This window comes from Faunimonas pinastri (assembly GCF_900110915.1).
Classification (GTDB): domain Bacteria; phylum Pseudomonadota; class Alphaproteobacteria; order Rhizobiales; family Afifellaceae; genus Faunimonas; species Faunimonas pinastri.
In genome coordinates this window covers 39,274-54,594 of the sequence record NZ_FOFG01000014.1, presented here as the reverse complement: position 1 = coordinate 54,594, position 15,321 = coordinate 39,274, and the positions used below count along the sequence as shown (strand labels likewise).

Here is a 15,321-nt window from a genome sequence, read left to right as displayed (position 1 = left end):
ATCAGTAATGACTGGAGACATTGCTTTGGCGGAAATGAGCTTCCCGGTCAGCGTCCTGGACTTTACGCAGTCCACGACGGTCGAGCCGGGCTTCTACTACACCTTCGCGGAGGAGGAGCTGCTGGAGGGCAATCCTGCCCCGCCGATGGTTGGTCCCTTCCCCACCAATGAAGCGGCAATCGAAGCCGCCAGCGCCTTTCTGGTCGAGACCTTCATCGCGAAGGCCGGCGAGTTCGGCCACGAAATCACGGACGACGACGTCACCGTGACGCACATCAAGGATGACAAGCATGAATAGCCGCAAGGACCAGTTCTACCTCGAGGACGTGAAGGTGAAGCGCCTGCGCTCCTCAGCCGCCATCCCCGCTTACCAGACCGACGGATCTGCCGGCATGGACGTGAAGGCGGACATCATGGAGCCCATCACCATCAATCCGGGCGAACGCTCCCTGATCGGCACCGGCTTGGCCTTCGCACTGCCGCCGCACCTGGCCCTCCTCGCCTGCCCGCGCTCCGGTCTCGCTCTCAAGGCTGGCATCACCATCGTGAACGCTCCGGGCATCATCGACAGCGACTACCGCGGCGAGGTTGGCATCATTCTCCAGAACACCGGCGACAAGCCCTTCGTCGTCGAGCCCGGCGATCGCATCGCCCAGATCATGTTCACCTACGTCGCCCGCGCTATTCTGCACGAAGTCGAGGATCTCGACGAGACGGCGCGCGGCGCAGGCGGCTTCGGATCGACGGGCGCCCGGTAATGTTCGGCTTGATCGGCGCACATCGCACCGGGAAGACGACTTTGGCGAAGAAGGTTGCCGAGGATCTCGGCATCCACTTCCACGAAACGTCCACAACCAAGGTGATGAAGGAGCTCGGCTACGACGCTGTAGCTGATCTCCCCATGGCTGAACGCATCACGGCGCAGGAGAAGCTCCTCGACCGGCACATCAAGGATCTGCAGAAGCTGCCCAGGCCCTGCATCACCGATCGCACGCCGCTCGACATGCTGGCCTACGCATTGGGCGAGCTGACCATGCACAACGCGGACTCGGAGCTCGCAAAGCGGTACGCCGCCTATGCCGATCGCTGCCTCGAAACGACCAGGCTCTATTACGACACCCTGGTTCTTCTGAGGCCGCTGCCGACATACGAGGAAGATCCGACGAAGCCGCCGGCGAACCGCGCCTATCAGACCCTTATCCAGCTCCTCATCGAAGGCGGAGTTGACCAGGTAGGGCGCGATATCGAGGGCACGAGTTGCCTGATCAACACTCTGGACCTCGGCGAGCGGACAGAGGCGTGCAAGCAGGTTCTCACGGATCGGATGCAGGAGATCGCCCGTGAGCACTCCGAAATTTGGCTTCACTAGTAAGTAAATACTTACCTACTGCATCCCGCGTCTGAGTTGCTAATGTAATTCAGACGCGATCACACACACGAGGAAGATCAATGCAAGTAAATGCGCTTGCGGAGAACAACAACTACGCGATTGTCGGAGGCGGTGCAGCCCGCAACTTTCAAATCGCTGCTTCCGCACATGCCTTCAAGATCCTGTCCGACGCGCTCTACCGCGACAAGAAGCTCGCCGTCGTGCGCGAGGTCGTCCGGAACGCGATCGATGCGCACATCATGGTGGGTCAACCGGACCTGCCGGTGAAGGTCACGCTGACGGAAACCGCGCTTACGATCCAGGATTTCGGCCCCGGCATCGCTGACGACCGGATCGAGGAGATCTACGCCACCTATTTCGGCTCCACCAAGACCGCTGACTCTACCCAAACCGGCGGCTTCGGCCTCGGGTCGAAGTCACCCTTTGCCTATACCGATCACTTCACGGTCGCGAGCTGCCATGAAGGCGTCAAGACCATCTACGCCATGCACATCGGCGACGAAAGCACGGGCGGCTTGCCCGCGGTGCGGCCGATGGTGTCCACGCCGACGGACGAGAGTGGTCTGACGGTCACGATCCCGCTGACAGTCGAGCGGCTGCTGGATCACCGCTTGGAGTTCGAGCGCATCATTAAAGCCGACGCAAGGAACAGTGGCATCAAGGTGGAGCTGAACGGCGAGCTGCTTAATCACTACGATTACGCGGAATTGCGGAAGCAAGGCTACGGCCTGGTTCCCAACCTTCAGGGCATTCACGTCCTTTATGGGAACGTCCTGTATCCGCTTCGTGACTCGACGGAGCTCAGGACGCTCCAGCGTCAAGCGGAGGCGCTCTGCATCGATTGGATGGGTCTGGTGGTCTGCGCTGAACCGGACACGATCTCGGTCACGCCCTCTCGCGAAGACCTGCAGATGGACGATCTCACAATCGCTACTCTCAAGAGAGTTCTGCGGAAGCTCGTGCATGAGGTTCAGGCGATCGGGAAGCGCGAGACGAACAGGGTCATCGAAGCGCGGCTCAAGAACGTCACTCGACTGACTCTGGCGGACTTCGACTTTACCGGTGAGAAAATCGATCGGCGGGTCCACGCCGGCGCCGACGAGATCGCCATCGCCATAGCTAAGACGAGAACGATCAAGTCAGCGGATTTTGGGCGCTACGCGGTTAGCCGATTTCCCGATCATCGCCGTGAGTTCGCGCGCCGCTACAAGAAATGGCCCTATCCTGGCACCTTCCGTGACGAGGCCATCGAACAGGTCCGCCGCCGGACGCTGCGAGTGACGGGCGCGAACCACATGGGGCGGCTCTTCTACCGGGAGAAGAAGACCGGGCGGCTGCTTCCAATTCGCAAGTCGGACGACAGCTACGGCCACCAGTCCCCGTCTGATCAACAGGCGATGACGCAACTGCATTTGGTTATCGCGCCAAACCGCGAAACGGCGCTCAAGAGGGGCGGAGTTGGCTACTTTCTGATCGATCCCAAGCTCGGCGAAGCCGAACTGAAGGATATCCGGGAGCGGGCGGCCAAGCACGGTATGACCACCGAGCTCCTCGATCGCATCAAGCGGGAGAAGAAGCCGAAGCCTGATCCAGCGACGGTGATCGATAACAAGCCCAAGTACCTCGCGCTCGCGGACCTGGCGGTCAGTGCGTATGAGAAACGAGCCTATGTGGACCGGCCAAAGACGCTCGCCGAGCCAGCGGCATTCCTGGCAATGTCCAAATACTCGCACCACGATGTGCCTGCCGTCTCGTTCGGTGCGACAAGCCAGCCACAGTTCTGCATTCGCCTGTTGAACAAGCTGGTTCCGGCGACGGCACTGATTACCGGGATCCGGGAGCAGAAGAAGCTCCTGGATTCAGGCGCGAGAGCTATCGAGGACATCATCCTTGAGCGCCTGGAGAAACGGCTGAAGAAGCCGCGTCCCGAGGACGTCTTCATGCTGATGGCGGCGCAGTGTCACGAAGCCATAATGCATCGAGACCCGGAGAGCGTGCTCGCATCCGAACTCATGTTGCATTCTCGGCGCGCGGCGTACGCGGCCTTCGCCGAGCCTTATCGCGCCAGCAAAGGTGCAGATGCGTGCTGGGATTTGATCCTCTGCGCCAGCTTGTTGTTCCGGGTAAAGCCCGGCGGCTCCTACTCGATGGCCGGAAACTACAACGAGGAGTGCGAGCGTCAGGAACGGTTCAAGAAGCTCGTGGACGCTGTTCTTGAAAAAGCGGAACCGCGAATTCGCGATCTTAAAGAGCGAGCGAAGCTGACGGTGCGTCTGGCTCACCTCAGACCGCTGGCGGCAGTGCTCAAAACCCCATCCTTCGAGACCACGACCGAGAGCCTCGAGATCATCCTTCCCCTGGTCGAGAAAGCGGCCAAAGCGACCACAAACCAGCCCAAGACGGAGACGAACGCAGAATGAAGATGGTCACAGCAGTTGGCGTCATCGTCAGCCGGAACGGCATCACGCTGTTCCTGGAAGACGGAACGTCGGAGGTGTTGCCCCAGGAGAACTGGCGCACCCAGTCAATCATGGAACGCATCGCAATCCCACTCGCCACGCGCCATCGCGCGGAGATCGACCTTGATGAATTCTCCCTGGCTCAGAAGCTGGCGGAGATGACCCAGGGCGCCATTACGATGGAAGCGCAGCCCAACGGCACGGTTGCCCTGAAGACCTCGGCGGCCGTCATCCCGGACGCAGCTCCGCTGACGAAGTACGTGGAAGAAGCCGCGCACGGGTTCGGCGCCGAGGCTCTCGCCGCCTTCATGGACGACTTCGCCCGCATCCCGCACAAACACAGCGCGGACGAGCTCCTGCAGTTCATGCGCAACGGTGATCTGCCGATCGCCGATGACGGCTCCATCGTCGTCTACAAGTTCCTGACGCCCCACCGCGACAAGCCCGGCGTCTTCGTGGACACGCATACCGGCAAGGTCGAGCAGCGTCTCGGCTCTCGCGTGTCGATGCCCACCGAGAAGGTCGACGACAATCGCCGGACCCTGTGCTCGACGGGACTGCACGTTTGCAACAAGAACTACGGCAGCTACGGCACAGCCGTGTTCCTGGCGAAGGTTCGCCCGGCAGACGTGATCGCGGTTCCTTCGATCGAGACCGGCAAGATGCGGGCCTGCGCCTATCACCTCGTGGCCGAGCTGCCGAAGGGCGTCTACCAGAAGGTGGCGGGTAAGATCTCCGCGATCGAGGACGAAGAAGGTCGCGCCATCGTAGCGGCGGTGCTCGCCGGCAATCACATCGGCGTCCTGGAGGAAGTTGTCGTCGGCGGCAGCACGACCCAGAAAGGCATCGAAGTCCAGACTACGCCCGTTAAGGCGACAGCCTCGAAGCCCAAGAAGTCGAACTTCCGCCGGGGCTTCGTCGAGACTGCTGCCCGCATCGAACCCAAGGACGTCAAGGCGGCGGTCGCGGCCGCGGTGTCCGGCGACATGAGCGCGGCGATCACCGAGGCTGCCAAGAACGAGCGGCAGAAGGCACCGCCGGTCAAGCAGGCCCCGCGTGTGCATTCCGGGAAGTCGGCTCCGAAGGCGCTCGCCCAGGACTTCGTTGAAGCGAAGGGTAAGCCCGACATCGAAGCTCCCGCCGCCCCGCAGACCTTCGCTACCTACGAGGAGAAGTTCGCCGAGGCCAAGCGTCGCCACGAAGCTGGCGAGTCCATTCGCACTATCGCGAAAGCGCTAAAAATGGATCGGGAGTCCCTCTCGAAGAACCTGAAGGCATCTTCGCGTTCCGTTTGATAAGTCAATATTGACCTATCGCAACCCGCGCTCTGTCAGCTATAACTTACTGACAGAGCGCAACACACACGCACAGGACAGACTGATGAACGCCATCGTTCAGCCCGATCGCATCGGGAAGTACATGCACACCGCCGCCGGCAGCAAGTTCTGGCCGCTCGACCCGCGCCCGCTGGAGGTCGAGATCGAGACGCTTGCGCATCACCTAGCCACCCGCTGCCGCTACAACGGCGCGATCCAGCATCCGGCGCACAAGGAGCGGATCTTCTATTCGGTCGCGGAGCATTCGGTTCTCGCCTCCTATCTCGGGCCCGAGGAAGAAGCGCTGGAGCGTCTGCTGCACGACGGCTCCGAAGCCTACAACGGCGACCTGATCCGCCCGCTCAAGTACGACCCGCTGTTCCGAGCACCCTTCAAGAAGGTCGAGGACGCCAACGAGCACGCCATCGCCCGGCGCTTCGGTCTGCAGTTCCCCTATCCGCCGTCGGTCAAGGCGGCCGACGAAGCGCTTGCCGCGGCCGAGGTCAACCAGGTCGTTCCCAAGCGCGCCGGCGAAGACTGGGAAAGCGGGAAGCTCCATGACGACAGCGTCGTCGCCCCGGTGACCATCGAGTGCTGGCTGCCCTACGAAGCCAAGCAGCGCTTCCTCGCCCGCTTCTACGAGCTGTGGACCCCGGAGCGCCAGGCGCGCGCCATGAACCCCGGCAATCCCTGAGCCATGCCCTCCTGGGAGGACATCCAGGGCGAGCTTTCACGCAAGGTCGTGGAAGCCCTCGCCGAGCGGGTTCACCAGCACGAACAAGGCAAGATCACCGATCGCGAGCTCTACCTGGTGGTCAACTCGCTGTTCGACACGGTCTCCGGGCTCGTTCCCTGGGACCTCACCGACACCATCTACAACGTCAGGAAAGAACTCCTCAATGCGCGCAAAGCCCGCAAAGAAGCTCATTCACTTCGATCCCGATGACGCTGGTCGCCTCGTCTGTGACAATTCGGGATGCGGCTACGTCGCTCCGCACCAGAAGTTCGGCCCGCACCTGATCGGCACGCCCTGCCCCGAGTGCGGTTCCGATCTGCTGACGCGCGAGGACTACAACGCAGCCGCCCGCATGATGCGGGTCGTCGATTGGATCAATCGCTGGTTCGGTTGGCTCGGCAACGTCGATCAGAAGAGCGGACATCGGGTCGAAGTGCAAGCGCGCGCCCGCTCTGTGTCGATCGAGGGCAAGGGCCGTGTCGGTTCCGCCAAAACTCGGGAGATCTGAGTTGCTGGAGGGCATCACTCAGATTGGGCCTAAAAGGGTTCGTCCGCTGCCTACGATTGAACGCCTACGCGAAGTTCTCAGCTATGAGCCCAGCACGGGAGAACTGCGCTGGCGCGTCACGCGGCCTGGTCGTGGCTGCTTGGCTGGTGCGCTTGCTGGCGGCTTCCGCCCTGATGGATATCTCAAGCTGACAGTCGACGGCGCTCCTCTTCTCGGACAACGCGTCATCTGGGCTCTAGTCACCGGCACTTGGCCCGACCGAATTGTCGATCACATCGACACAAACCCCAGGAACAACCGATTTGAGAATCTCCGTCTCGCTGACGGGGGCGAGAGCGCCGCAAACAAGAACGCGCCGTCGAACAACACCAGCGGCATTAAAGGAGTTCGCGAACGAAACGGTCGTTGGCTCGCCCAAATCACCATCAAGGGAACAGCTAAATTTCTTGGCAGCTTCGCGACAGCGGCTGAGGCGCGCGACGCCTACGAGCACGCGGCGAAGCGCGCCTTCGGTGAATTCGGGAGAGCCGCATGACTTGGTCTAAGGACGCCTGGATCCTCCGGGCGCTTCGCTACCGGGTCTACGTTGCCCGAGAAGACGGCTCCGTTTGGTACAGAGCGCCGGCACCGAAGAGCGCGATCCGCACCGTCCTCATGGAAGGCAAGAAGTGGGTCTATCGCCGGGTGAAGCCGTCGCTCCACCGCAAGACGGAGCGTCTGTACTTCACCATGACGTTCGACGGCATCAGCAAGTCGGTCCTGGTGAACCGGGTGATCGGTCTGGCCCTGATCCCGAACCCGGACAACCTGCCCGAGGTCAACCACAAGAGCGGCGACAAGACCGACAACTCCGTCGGTAACCTGGAATGGGCGAGCCGCAGCGACCAGGAGAAGCACGCCTTCGCCCACGGTTTGAAAGCCACCCGCGGTACTGCAAACGGCAACTCCAAGCTCACCCCGGATGACGTCATCGCCATCCGCCAATCGGACGCAACCGTGACCGATCTCGCTATGAAACACGGGGTCAGTCGCGGAACCATCAGCGACATTCGTGAAGAAAGGACCTGGCGTCACGTATGATGGAAGTGAGTTGGAAGTCTCCAACCTTGAACAAAGGTCAAGCTATGGAGCGCGGATCAGACAACGTGACACTGGCAGTCAATCACGTCGATCGCACCATCGATCCGTACCTCGCGAGTGTCATCCGGAACGGGATCATCATCTACACCGGGCTGCACCCTACTCTCTCCAGTGCCCGACGGGCCTGTGAAGCAAAGGCTAACAAATGACCCTTCTCGCCGGCACCGATATTGAAACCACCGGCCTTGAGCCCGGCGACCATCGTCTGGTCGAGTTCTATGCGGGACTGTGGGACCTCCGCTCGCGCAAGCGGGTGTTCGAGCTGAACCAGCGCATCGATCCCCAGCGCTCCATCGGCATTGAAGCGCAGCGTGTCCACAAGATCAGTCTGGGCGATCTCGTCGGCTGCCCGACCTGGGACATGGTCGCGCCGAAGGCTCATGCCGTGCTTTCGCGCGCCGATATGATCGTGGCCCACAACGGTGACGGCTTCGACCTGCCGTTCCTGAACTACGAGTTCAAGCGGGTCGGCTTGCCGCCGATCGAGAAGCCCACCGTCGACACGATGCTACAGGGGCGCTGGGCAACGCCCATTGGCAAAAGCCCGAACCTCGGTGAACTCTGCTTCGCCTGCGACATGCCCTACGACGCCAGCAAAGCGCACGCAGCAGACTACGACGTTGGCGTCATGATGGACTGCTTCTTCGCGGGCCTGGACTGGGGCTTCTACACGCTACCGGAGATCGAGGAGCTGGCTCGTGCGGCTTAGGATCATTCGGCCGGAGCGTCGCCTGGATGCCCTCAAGCTAGCATTGCAGGATCTGTGGCGCGCGCCGGAGAGCTTGGTAATCGCTCTCTACTGGCCGCTCAGGGCGGTGACCATGTGCGTCCTGGCGCTCCTTCTCGCGCTCGTCACCCTCGCCCTGGCGCCTGTCTTCTGGCTCGGCGCCCGCCTCTTCCATCTCGTGTGCGCGCTCTTGGGTTTTGTCGCGCTCACCGACAACAGTCAGGATTGACTTATGAAGGCTGCAAACGAGAACGGCGCCGGCGTGACAGGGTGTTACCCGCGCTTCCGGAAGCCGCCCGTGCTCATGATGATCACCACCGGTCGCGAGCCGAAGGAGTGGCTTCTGGGCCGACACGACACGGCCGAGCGATATGGGCAGATGATCGCCGGCGTCCCGCATCCTTACGCGCAGGCCGTGAACAGCCGTCTGACGCCTCCCCTCCCCTCTCCGAAGAAGCGACCGAGCCATCTCTCGGTCGTGAATTAGCGCCTTCGCCTATTCGCTAGTTCGCGCTTTTCCGCAGGATCGAAAGCATGTCCCAGCCGCTATCCGAAACTCTGCGCAGTATAGACGACGACATAGAGAGCGCGTTGCTTTCTGAGTTCGACACACTGCAAGAGGAAATAGACACAATGGACCCGATGAATACCGGTGCGCATGAGCAAATCGACCCGAGCGAGTTCGACAGCATCGATGCGATCCTGTCCGACCTTGAGGTCGAAGACCAGAACGATGGCGAAATCATCGAGGAGATCGAGGATCTCGGCGAGCCCGAGCTGACCGCGACCACTGAGGAAGCGGTCGAGGAGACCACCCCCGTTGCTGCCGGCGACGAAGTTCTGGATGACGACGCCCTGGGCGAACTCGAGGCGAGCATTACCCGAGCGGAGATCTACGAGGAGCAGCAGAGCGACGCTGCCGTCGAGGTCGAGGCTGCCGAGGCGAGCATCGCCGCCGCCGTGCCCCCTGCCCGCGCTGCTCGTGCGCCCAGCACCCCGAAGACTCCTCGCCCGACTCGTGACCTGAACAGCCTGCCGCCGGAAGCCTTCATCCTGACCGCCGACGTGCCCGAAGACCTCGAAGCCAACAAGAAGGAGGTCCTCGCCAAGCGGCCCCTTCAGAAGAAGGTCGCCGAGAAGTTCGACAACCTGATCCTGTCGCTCGCGGCTGACCGCGAACCGTCGACCTTCATCATGAGCTGCTACAGCGTTCTGGACGCGAAGGGCGAGGTCACCTCCTCTGACCTGGTCGCTGCGCTGCGCACGATGTCCAGCAATCGCGGCACCACCTACAACGAGGGCACTGCCCGCTCGCAGGTGGGTCAGATCATGGCGCTGTTCGACGTGACCAAGATCGCCACGCGGGCCGGCAAGGTTCTCAAGCTCAATCCGGACTCCCTGTACGGACAGGCGCTCAAGCTCCTGCTCGACGGCGGCAAGGGCTACGCCGAGGAAGACGAGGAGGAGGCGGCGTAAGGCGGCTTTGCCAGTGCAGCCGGCGTGTCCGGCTGCATCGCTAAACCGCTTCTTCGCTGAATAGGGAACTCGCTATGATCCTCCGCGTCGATATCTGGGGCGGTGAGCGGCACATAAAGCTGCTCAAGCGCCAGCACTATGACCTCCACGACCAAAGCTGGATCGAGGAGTCGAAGCTCGACCTTGCCGCCGGTCTGCTGGTGAACACCCGGGTGCTGGAGAGCCACGAACTCGATCGCGCCTCTGACAACTTCGACCACCGCCACCACCAGAGGACCCACTGATGTTCAATCGTGGTGACCGCATCGAGCTGGTGAAGATGGACGACGACCCCTGCCCTATTCCGCCTGGCACCCGCGGCACGATCCGCGATCTGCGCCCGATGGGAAGGAACACGCAGGTCTGGATCGACTGGGACATTCCGCGGTCACTTGCCTGCATCATTCCGCCCGACGAGCTGGTGATTGTCGAAAAGGCTTCTTCGCGGAATAGCGAAGAGGCGAAATCGTGATTGCGGTAAATCTCGGCCCTTTCCTGCTGAACGCGCATGGAGCGCCGAACTCCTTGCGCGGCCTAGAGCGTCATCGCTCCGCCGGATGGGTCTACTTCGGACGGCATTGGTCGCTTGGGCGCTGGATCGGGCGCCGCAAATTCAGCGTCGGCCTGGTTCGCTAATCCACGGTTTTCACGAACTCGCTAAATCACGAAGGAGCGATTTATGGCGCAGCCGACTGCTCGGCGCGTGGTCGCGGATCCGCGCCACAAAGAAGCGACCAAGACATTCCTTGGTCTGCTCGCGGACGTCACCAATCGCGAAGGCTGGCGCGAACGTGAAGCTTTCCGGACCTGGCTTCACGCGGCTTTCTACAGCCTCCGCGGTTCGGTGCTGAAGCCCGACGGCGACGCCTGGCGCCACAACGAAGCCGAGTACATGAAGATCGTGGCGCGTTGTCAGATCGCTAAAGCGACAATGGGCGATTTCGCGAGACTGCTAGGGATTGCGGGCAGGGCGCTCGCCGAAGCACCGTATGATTTCCTGGGCCCGATCTTCATGGAGGTCGAGGCGAACACGCAGATCGGTCAGTTCTTCACCCCAGACAGCGTGTCCGAGCTGATCGCCCGACTGAGCCTGTCCAATGTTCCTGTGATCCTTGCAGAGGCGAGAGCAGAAGGCCGCGATCATCTCCTGCTGCAGGAGCCGGCGTGCGGGGTTGGCGGAATGATCCTTGCCAGCAATCGGGTTCTCACCGAACAGGGCCTGGATATCGGTCGCGATGCTTATTGGCACGCGATCGACGTGGACTTTGACGCGATGTGCGGCTGCTACATCCAGCTCGCACTCACCGGATCCAGCGCCGTTGTCTACCACGGCAACACGCTGACACTGGAAACCTGGCTCGCGACGCCCACTCCGGCCGCTCTGATGCGCGCGAAAAAGCCTGCTGCGCTACCCGAGGCCGCGGAATAGCCCAAGAAGTCGCCTCCGTGGTAGAGAACCAGCGAGCACACGGGCGCAAGGCATGTCACCACGGATCACAATGGCCATTTTCGCGGCTCTTCTGGCGACTCCGGCTCTCGCGGATACCATGCCGGGCGTGAATGATCCATCGCTTCGCCGACGCATCGAACTGCGTTGCGCTGACCGCTTCCCGGATAGCTTCGAGCTGCAGGTAAATTGCCACAAGCGCGAGGCCGCGGCGCTTTTGGAGCTGCAGCAGGACGACGTCGACCATCCTCGCTCGTCAAACCCTACGGAGCCTCCACGATCGGTCGAAGACGAAATGAAGAAGCTCGACGAGCTTTTGAAGAACTCGTTCCCCAGCGATCATTAAACGCGCTCACGCGCTCACTGACAGCGTTTCTAGCGCGAGACGATAGACGACAGCGCACAGAACTCCCCGACGCTCTACGAGCTTCTAAAAGCGAGGAGCGCGCCCTGCCCGATTTCGCGAAAACGCCCATTCGCTTTGACGCGATTTCCAGCCGACTCCCACCGGTCATTCTGCGATGTTCGATGCAACGCAACGCACGAGAGCGACTGACATGACCGAGAGCAAGGTCTGGACCGCGCAGGATATCCTCGATCTCCTGCAACGCAGCGATAAGGCGGTGGCTCGCGCCATCGGGCAACTGTGCGCCCGAGGCGCCACGTTCGTGGACAAGGCCGACGCCGACTTCCTGACATCGGTTGCCCAGGCGCTACCCCGATACAGGGATCACATGACGCCGCGGCAGCTTGCGCGCGCTCGACGCATCCTGCCGAACTACGTCCAGCAACTCCTCGGCATCATGGCGGAGGGTGGGAAGGCAGTTGACGAAGGCCCGATTTCGCGAAATAGCGAGATCGCGGACCGAACCGGGGAGGGTGGGTCTTCGTTCCAGCCTGCTCAAGACACCCGCGCAGCGGCGTGGGGCATCTTCTAATCGCTAATTCGCGCAAGGACGCTTTCGCTATGGTGGCAGACACTCTCTTGTATCCGAAGACCAACCTCGATCTCCGCCGCACCGGTTGGGGGCAGAACGATCGGCGCTGGTGGTTCCGCGCCGCTTCGTCCCAGGAACGCGCGATCGCCGAAACGTGCCAGGAGCTGTTCGGACGTCTCGGGCGTGAAAGCAATGTCTACGCGCTCGCCGGCACCGTTTTCGCCCGCGACGCGGAGACGGCCCGCATCTTTGACCAGGAGGTGAACGGCGAACGCTAGTTCGCGGTATCCCGAAAGCGCGCCTTCGTTCTCTCGCTATGACGGTACATCGCTAATTCGCGATACCGCGGTTGACTCCACGCCTTTGTTGAAGGAAGCGGAGACGACCGAACGAGGGAACCTGATGAAAGCCTTTCTGATCGTCGCCATCTTCTATAGCGGCGCCAACGCACCTGTCTTCCACAAGGAGTTTCGGCTCATGGATCAGCAGGAGTGCGAACGTAAGGCGAAGATGTGGGAGTCCTGGCAGGGCACTGTCGCCGGCAACGGGATCAACAAGATGTACGACCGGGTATATGCTCACTGCGAGCCCATCGATCAGTGGGACATGAAGGGCATGATGGAGTCGATGCAGCCGTGATGGATCAGAACCTCCTCGACGCGATCGCCACGCTCATACACCACGCTGAGGGGAAAGAGGTCGACCCCGTCGCCCTGGCTGACGCGATCAGGGTGGCCCGCGACTACGCGGAAGGGGAGGGGGTCGCCTTCATCTCCGAGGAGGAAGAGAAGAGCCCGGAACCGAAGATCGGGCTCGATACCTCGAAACTGTAGGTCGCCGGCTCAGGCGGCGACGAGAATCAACTTGGGAGCGATCGGACTCTCTTCCATGAGAGCCTCGCGAGCAACCTCGACCGGCCAAATGTCGCCGCCAAAGCAAAGCATTTCGCCGGCAACTTCCTGCAGGTCCATAGACATCTGCGAGAGTCCAGAGCGGCTAAACTCGGGCTGTCCCGCTTCCATCATGTATTGGCGCGCTGCTTCAATCAGTCTTTGAGCCAGTTCTTCTTTCCGACGCGCAAATTCCACCGACATTCGGACCTCTGTGTTCCACGGCTTTCCCTATCGAGCCGAGTGAGGAACAATTAAGAAACAGTTTCCGCCGGGTCAAACGCGGACTTGTCCAAAATGGATAGCAGGTCGACGTACTGACGCATGAGGCGAGCTGCCGTCTTCAAATGCTTTCCCCAGAGACTGAAGTCGGGGTCGATCAGCGGAATGCGCCTCGACCCCTTAGACTGCCAGCGCAAGCGCCCGGTTCGCTGCTCAAAGTCCCGCAACTTGCGGAGCACCGTGGTACGCGGCAGCCCGGTCATCGCCGCCAGCGCGGAGATATCCATCGGACGCCCTTCGAGAATTCCGATCTGTATGGTCAGGATGATGAAGGCGAGCTCGATATTCTCAGCGGAAGAGGCAAGGTTCAGGAGCTTGAAGAGCACCCGCGCAGTTGCGAGCTCCTCAAGGTTCTCGGTCGATGTAGGAAGTTCCGGCATTACGTCTCATGAGAGTCAGAGGAGGGACGTCGCGAGCTAGCTGCCCGCTGTCATTGGCCCAAACTCCTATAGATGTCGCTATTTCGCTAACGCATTAGAGCAGCTATAAGATTCACCGAATAGGATTCTTTTGCTATAATCTATTCCCTTTTGCGTTCCGAGATCACGCGCTGTAGCTTTGACTACTATGTGACGCAGAAGTTTTACTGGAGGCACGACAGAGTAAAGAGGACTCGCAATGAAGGTCAGAAAGCCCGTCAGGCGCAATTCGGCAGCTCATTCGCTGGAGAGCAAAAGGTTTGCTCCCCGCGTCGTGAAGTCAAAACGTGTTTATCAGAGGAAGCCCCGGAACGCCCGTTCTGGGGCTTCTGACTTACGACGGGACGAGCGGGTTCGACACGGCCGCCTGATCTTCAGCAACATTTCGCAATAATTGATCCAGATCAATCTCGAGGGACCTGCATTTGACCGCACTGCTCAATCACGAAAATGTCACCGCGACCCCTATCGAGGAGGGTGATGCCGGCATCATCCTCAAGCCCGATGGGACCTTCAAGGTCTTCTCGACGGGTCTCATTGATGGCGCCAATCTGACCACGGCTCAGCAGGAGCAGGGCAAGCGGCTCATGGCGCTCTCTGTCGCCCTGGCGCATCCACAGGTCATGGACATTCTGCTGCAGATGGCGGCCGATCCCGACATCGTCGGCGAAAAGGTGGTGGATACCAAGCTGTCGAGCTGAGTAGGGCAGGGCGGTTCCTCTTCCGGGGAACCGTCTGCAACGTTTTCGCGATTTCGCTATATCGCCTTTTAGAAGTCTATTTTGATTGGACCGGAGATGGATCATGAAAACGGTGACGCACGACGGCGTAGTGATCGAAAACGGAAGAAGCCGGCGGCCCCACCTGCGGGAGCTGGAGGAGCTGGCAGCCCAGCGTCGGAAGCTCGACCAGGAACGGCAGGACCGGACTCGGCGGGCACCACGCGACCGACCGTGAGAGTCTGCATGGACGCGCCCGGTCGCCTCTCATTGCGGTTGCCGAAGAAGGGCGCCAAATGGCATGGGTCGTTCAAGTCGATGGCGGAAGTGATGACGGCCGCGGCCAAGGACATCACGCCGCCCTTCACCGTTGAGTATGTGCTGCCGGAGAACAAGAACAGTGGCTGAAGTTGAGACCAGCGTCCTTATGCGCCGGCTGCGGAACGTGGCCCGCGCAGTCCAGGAGCTCGACCCCGCACAGCCTGACTTCCGGGACCGGTTCCTCGTACTGCAGGAGCAGGCGGCTACCGCTCTCGGCGGCGACGGCGGCCGCAAGGGAAACCCGTATCTCGCAGAGGCACGCCGCCGAGCCGGTGCCAAGCGCGGAGCCGAAGCTGAGGAAAGGCGCAACAAGCTTCGCCCGATCATCGCTAAACTGCGGGAGGAGGGTTTCTCATCATATCGGCAGATCGCCGAAGCCCTCGACGCCCGCGGTATCAAGCCACTCCACGCCGATCGCTGGTCAGCAGAGACCGTTCGCAACATCGAGCGCAAGTAGCCGAGAGCATCCGATCGCAACCCGAGCCTGCTTCGCTATGATCAATGAACACTGATT

General features: G+C 61.2%; 27 protein-coding genes. 25 read left to right on the top strand and 2 right to left on the bottom strand.

Annotated elements, in window-relative coordinates; translation table 11 throughout:
* Window positions 1–25 precede the first annotated feature (25 nt).
* From BMY25_RS16475 to BMY25_RS16375, 22 genes are all read left to right on the top strand, one after another.
* Window positions 26–298, top strand: coding sequence for a hypothetical protein (locus tag BMY25_RS16475; protein ID WP_177176905.1), 273 nt, complete (start codon window positions 26–28; stop codon window positions 296–298).
* Window positions 291–758, top strand: a complete 468-nt coding sequence (gene dut / locus BMY25_RS16470; protein WP_092498562.1) for a dUTP diphosphatase — start codon at window positions 291–293, stop codon at window positions 756–758. Before BMY25_RS16475 ends, dut begins: the two co-directional genes overlap by 8 nt.
* Window positions 758–1,369 (top strand): AAA family ATPase, encoded by a 612-nt coding sequence (locus BMY25_RS16465; protein ID WP_092498560.1) that lies wholly within the window; start codon window positions 758–760, stop codon window positions 1,367–1,369. Before dut ends, BMY25_RS16465 begins: the two co-directional genes overlap by 1 nt.
* Window positions 1,370–1,449: 80 nt before the next feature.
* Window positions 1,450–3,810, top strand: coding sequence for an ATP-binding protein (locus BMY25_RS16460; protein WP_092498558.1), 2,361 nt, complete (start codon window positions 1,450–1,452; stop codon window positions 3,808–3,810).
* Window positions 3,807–5,144 (top strand): helix-turn-helix domain-containing protein, encoded by a 1,338-nt coding sequence (locus BMY25_RS16455; RefSeq protein WP_143062019.1) that lies wholly within the window; start codon window positions 3,807–3,809, stop codon window positions 5,142–5,144. The genes BMY25_RS16460 and BMY25_RS16455 overlap by 4 nt, the downstream gene beginning before the upstream one ends.
* A gap of 85 nt (window positions 5,145–5,229) precedes the next feature.
* A complete protein-coding gene (locus BMY25_RS16450) occupies window positions 5,230–5,859 on the top strand; it encodes an HD domain-containing protein (RefSeq protein ID WP_092498554.1) in 630 nt (209 codons plus the stop codon).
* A gap of 3 nt (window positions 5,860–5,862) precedes the next feature.
* Entirely contained in the window at window positions 5,863–6,111 is a 249-nt protein-coding gene (locus BMY25_RS16445; protein ID WP_092498552.1) for a hypothetical protein, read from the top strand.
* Window positions 6,065–6,409 (top strand): adenylate kinase family protein, encoded by a 345-nt coding sequence (locus tag BMY25_RS20515; protein ID WP_143062018.1) that lies wholly within the window; start codon window positions 6,065–6,067, stop codon window positions 6,407–6,409. The genes BMY25_RS16445 and BMY25_RS20515 overlap by 47 nt, the downstream gene beginning before the upstream one ends.
* A gap of 1 nt (window position 6,410) precedes the next feature.
* Window positions 6,411–6,944: an HNH endonuclease gene (locus BMY25_RS16440; protein WP_143062017.1), complete on the top strand. Its 534-nt coding sequence runs from the start codon at window positions 6,411–6,413 to the stop codon at window positions 6,942–6,944.
* Between the two features lie 119 nt (window positions 6,945–7,063).
* Window positions 7,064–7,489 carry a helix-turn-helix domain-containing protein gene (locus BMY25_RS16435; RefSeq protein ID WP_092498548.1) on the top strand — a complete coding sequence of 142 codons (426 nt, stop codon included), beginning with the start codon at window positions 7,064–7,066 and terminating at the stop codon, window positions 7,487–7,489.
* 205 nt (window positions 7,490–7,694) lie between these two features.
* Entirely contained in the window at window positions 7,695–8,258 is a 564-nt protein-coding gene (locus tag BMY25_RS16430; protein WP_092498546.1) for a 3'-5' exonuclease, read from the top strand.
* A 73-nt stretch (window positions 8,259–8,331) separates the two neighbouring features.
* Entirely contained in the window at window positions 8,332–8,505 is a 174-nt protein-coding gene (locus BMY25_RS20895) for a hypothetical protein (RefSeq protein ID WP_177176903.1), read from the top strand.
* Between the two features lie 69 nt (window positions 8,506–8,574).
* Complete coding sequence (locus tag BMY25_RS16420) at window positions 8,575–8,763, top strand: hypothetical protein (RefSeq protein ID WP_143062016.1); 189 nt, start codon at window positions 8,575–8,577, stop codon at window positions 8,761–8,763.
* Window positions 8,764–8,909: 146 nt separating this feature from the next.
* Window positions 8,910–9,752: a hypothetical protein gene (locus BMY25_RS16415; RefSeq protein WP_092498540.1), complete on the top strand. Its 843-nt coding sequence runs from the start codon at window positions 8,910–8,912 to the stop codon at window positions 9,750–9,752.
* 74 nt (window positions 9,753–9,826) lie between these two features.
* Window positions 9,827–10,036 carry a hypothetical protein gene (locus tag BMY25_RS16410; protein WP_092498538.1) on the top strand — a complete coding sequence of 70 codons (210 nt, stop codon included), beginning with the start codon at window positions 9,827–9,829 and terminating at the stop codon, window positions 10,034–10,036.
* The gene (locus BMY25_RS16405; RefSeq protein WP_092498536.1) at window positions 10,036–10,263 is read left to right on the top strand and encodes a DUF4314 domain-containing protein; all 228 of its coding nucleotides are present in this window, start codon (window positions 10,036–10,038) and stop codon (window positions 10,261–10,263) included. Before BMY25_RS16410 ends, BMY25_RS16405 begins: the two co-directional genes overlap by 1 nt.
* A 207-nt stretch (window positions 10,264–10,470) precedes the next feature.
* The gene (locus tag BMY25_RS16400) at window positions 10,471–11,220 is read left to right on the top strand and encodes an N-6 DNA methylase (protein ID WP_092498534.1); all 750 of its coding nucleotides are present in this window, start codon (window positions 10,471–10,473) and stop codon (window positions 11,218–11,220) included.
* A gap of 70 nt (window positions 11,221–11,290) precedes the next feature.
* A complete protein-coding gene (locus BMY25_RS16395; protein WP_092498532.1) occupies window positions 11,291–11,584 on the top strand; it encodes a hypothetical protein in 294 nt (97 codons plus the stop codon).
* 211 nt (window positions 11,585–11,795) lie between these two features.
* Entirely contained in the window at window positions 11,796–12,176 is a 381-nt protein-coding gene (locus BMY25_RS16390; RefSeq protein WP_143062015.1) for a hypothetical protein, read from the top strand.
* Window positions 12,177–12,205: 29 nt separating this feature from the next.
* A complete protein-coding gene (locus BMY25_RS16385; RefSeq protein ID WP_143062014.1) occupies window positions 12,206–12,454 on the top strand; it encodes a hypothetical protein in 249 nt (82 codons plus the stop codon).
* 124 nt (window positions 12,455–12,578) lie between these two features.
* Window positions 12,579–12,815 carry a hypothetical protein gene (locus BMY25_RS16380; protein WP_143062013.1) on the top strand — a complete coding sequence of 79 codons (237 nt, stop codon included), beginning with the start codon at window positions 12,579–12,581 and terminating at the stop codon, window positions 12,813–12,815.
* A complete protein-coding gene (locus BMY25_RS16375) occupies window positions 12,815–13,009 on the top strand; it encodes a hypothetical protein (RefSeq protein ID WP_092498524.1) in 195 nt (64 codons plus the stop codon). Before BMY25_RS16380 ends, BMY25_RS16375 begins: the two co-directional genes overlap by 1 nt.
* 9 nt (window positions 13,010–13,018) lie before the next feature.
* On the opposite strand, the gene BMY25_RS16370 is transcribed toward BMY25_RS16375, so the two are convergent.
* Both BMY25_RS16370 and BMY25_RS16365 read right to left on the bottom strand, forming a co-directional pair.
* The gene (locus BMY25_RS16370) at window positions 13,019–13,270 is read right to left on the bottom strand and encodes a hypothetical protein (RefSeq protein ID WP_143062012.1); all 252 of its coding nucleotides are present in this window, start codon (window positions 13,268–13,270) and stop codon (window positions 13,019–13,021) included.
* Between the two features lie 50 nt (window positions 13,271–13,320).
* A complete protein-coding gene (locus BMY25_RS16365; protein ID WP_092498520.1) occupies window positions 13,321–13,728 on the bottom strand; it encodes a hypothetical protein in 408 nt (135 codons plus the stop codon).
* 464 nt (window positions 13,729–14,192) lie between these two features.
* Between BMY25_RS16365 and BMY25_RS16360 the strand changes: the two genes are divergently transcribed.
* The 3 genes from BMY25_RS16360 to BMY25_RS16355 all read left to right on the top strand — a co-directional run bounded on the left by BMY25_RS16360 (window position 14,193) and on the right by BMY25_RS16355 (window position 15,264).
* Window positions 14,193–14,468, top strand: a complete 276-nt coding sequence (locus tag BMY25_RS16360) for a hypothetical protein (protein WP_092498518.1) — start codon at window positions 14,193–14,195, stop codon at window positions 14,466–14,468.
* Between the two features lie 264 nt (window positions 14,469–14,732).
* Entirely contained in the window at window positions 14,733–14,894 is a 162-nt protein-coding gene (locus BMY25_RS20890; RefSeq protein WP_177176902.1) for a hypothetical protein, read from the top strand.
* A complete protein-coding gene (locus BMY25_RS16355) occupies window positions 14,887–15,264 on the top strand; it encodes a hypothetical protein (protein ID WP_143062011.1) in 378 nt (125 codons plus the stop codon). The genes BMY25_RS20890 and BMY25_RS16355 overlap by 8 nt, the downstream gene beginning before the upstream one ends.
* Window positions 15,265–15,321 lie beyond the last annotated feature (57 nt).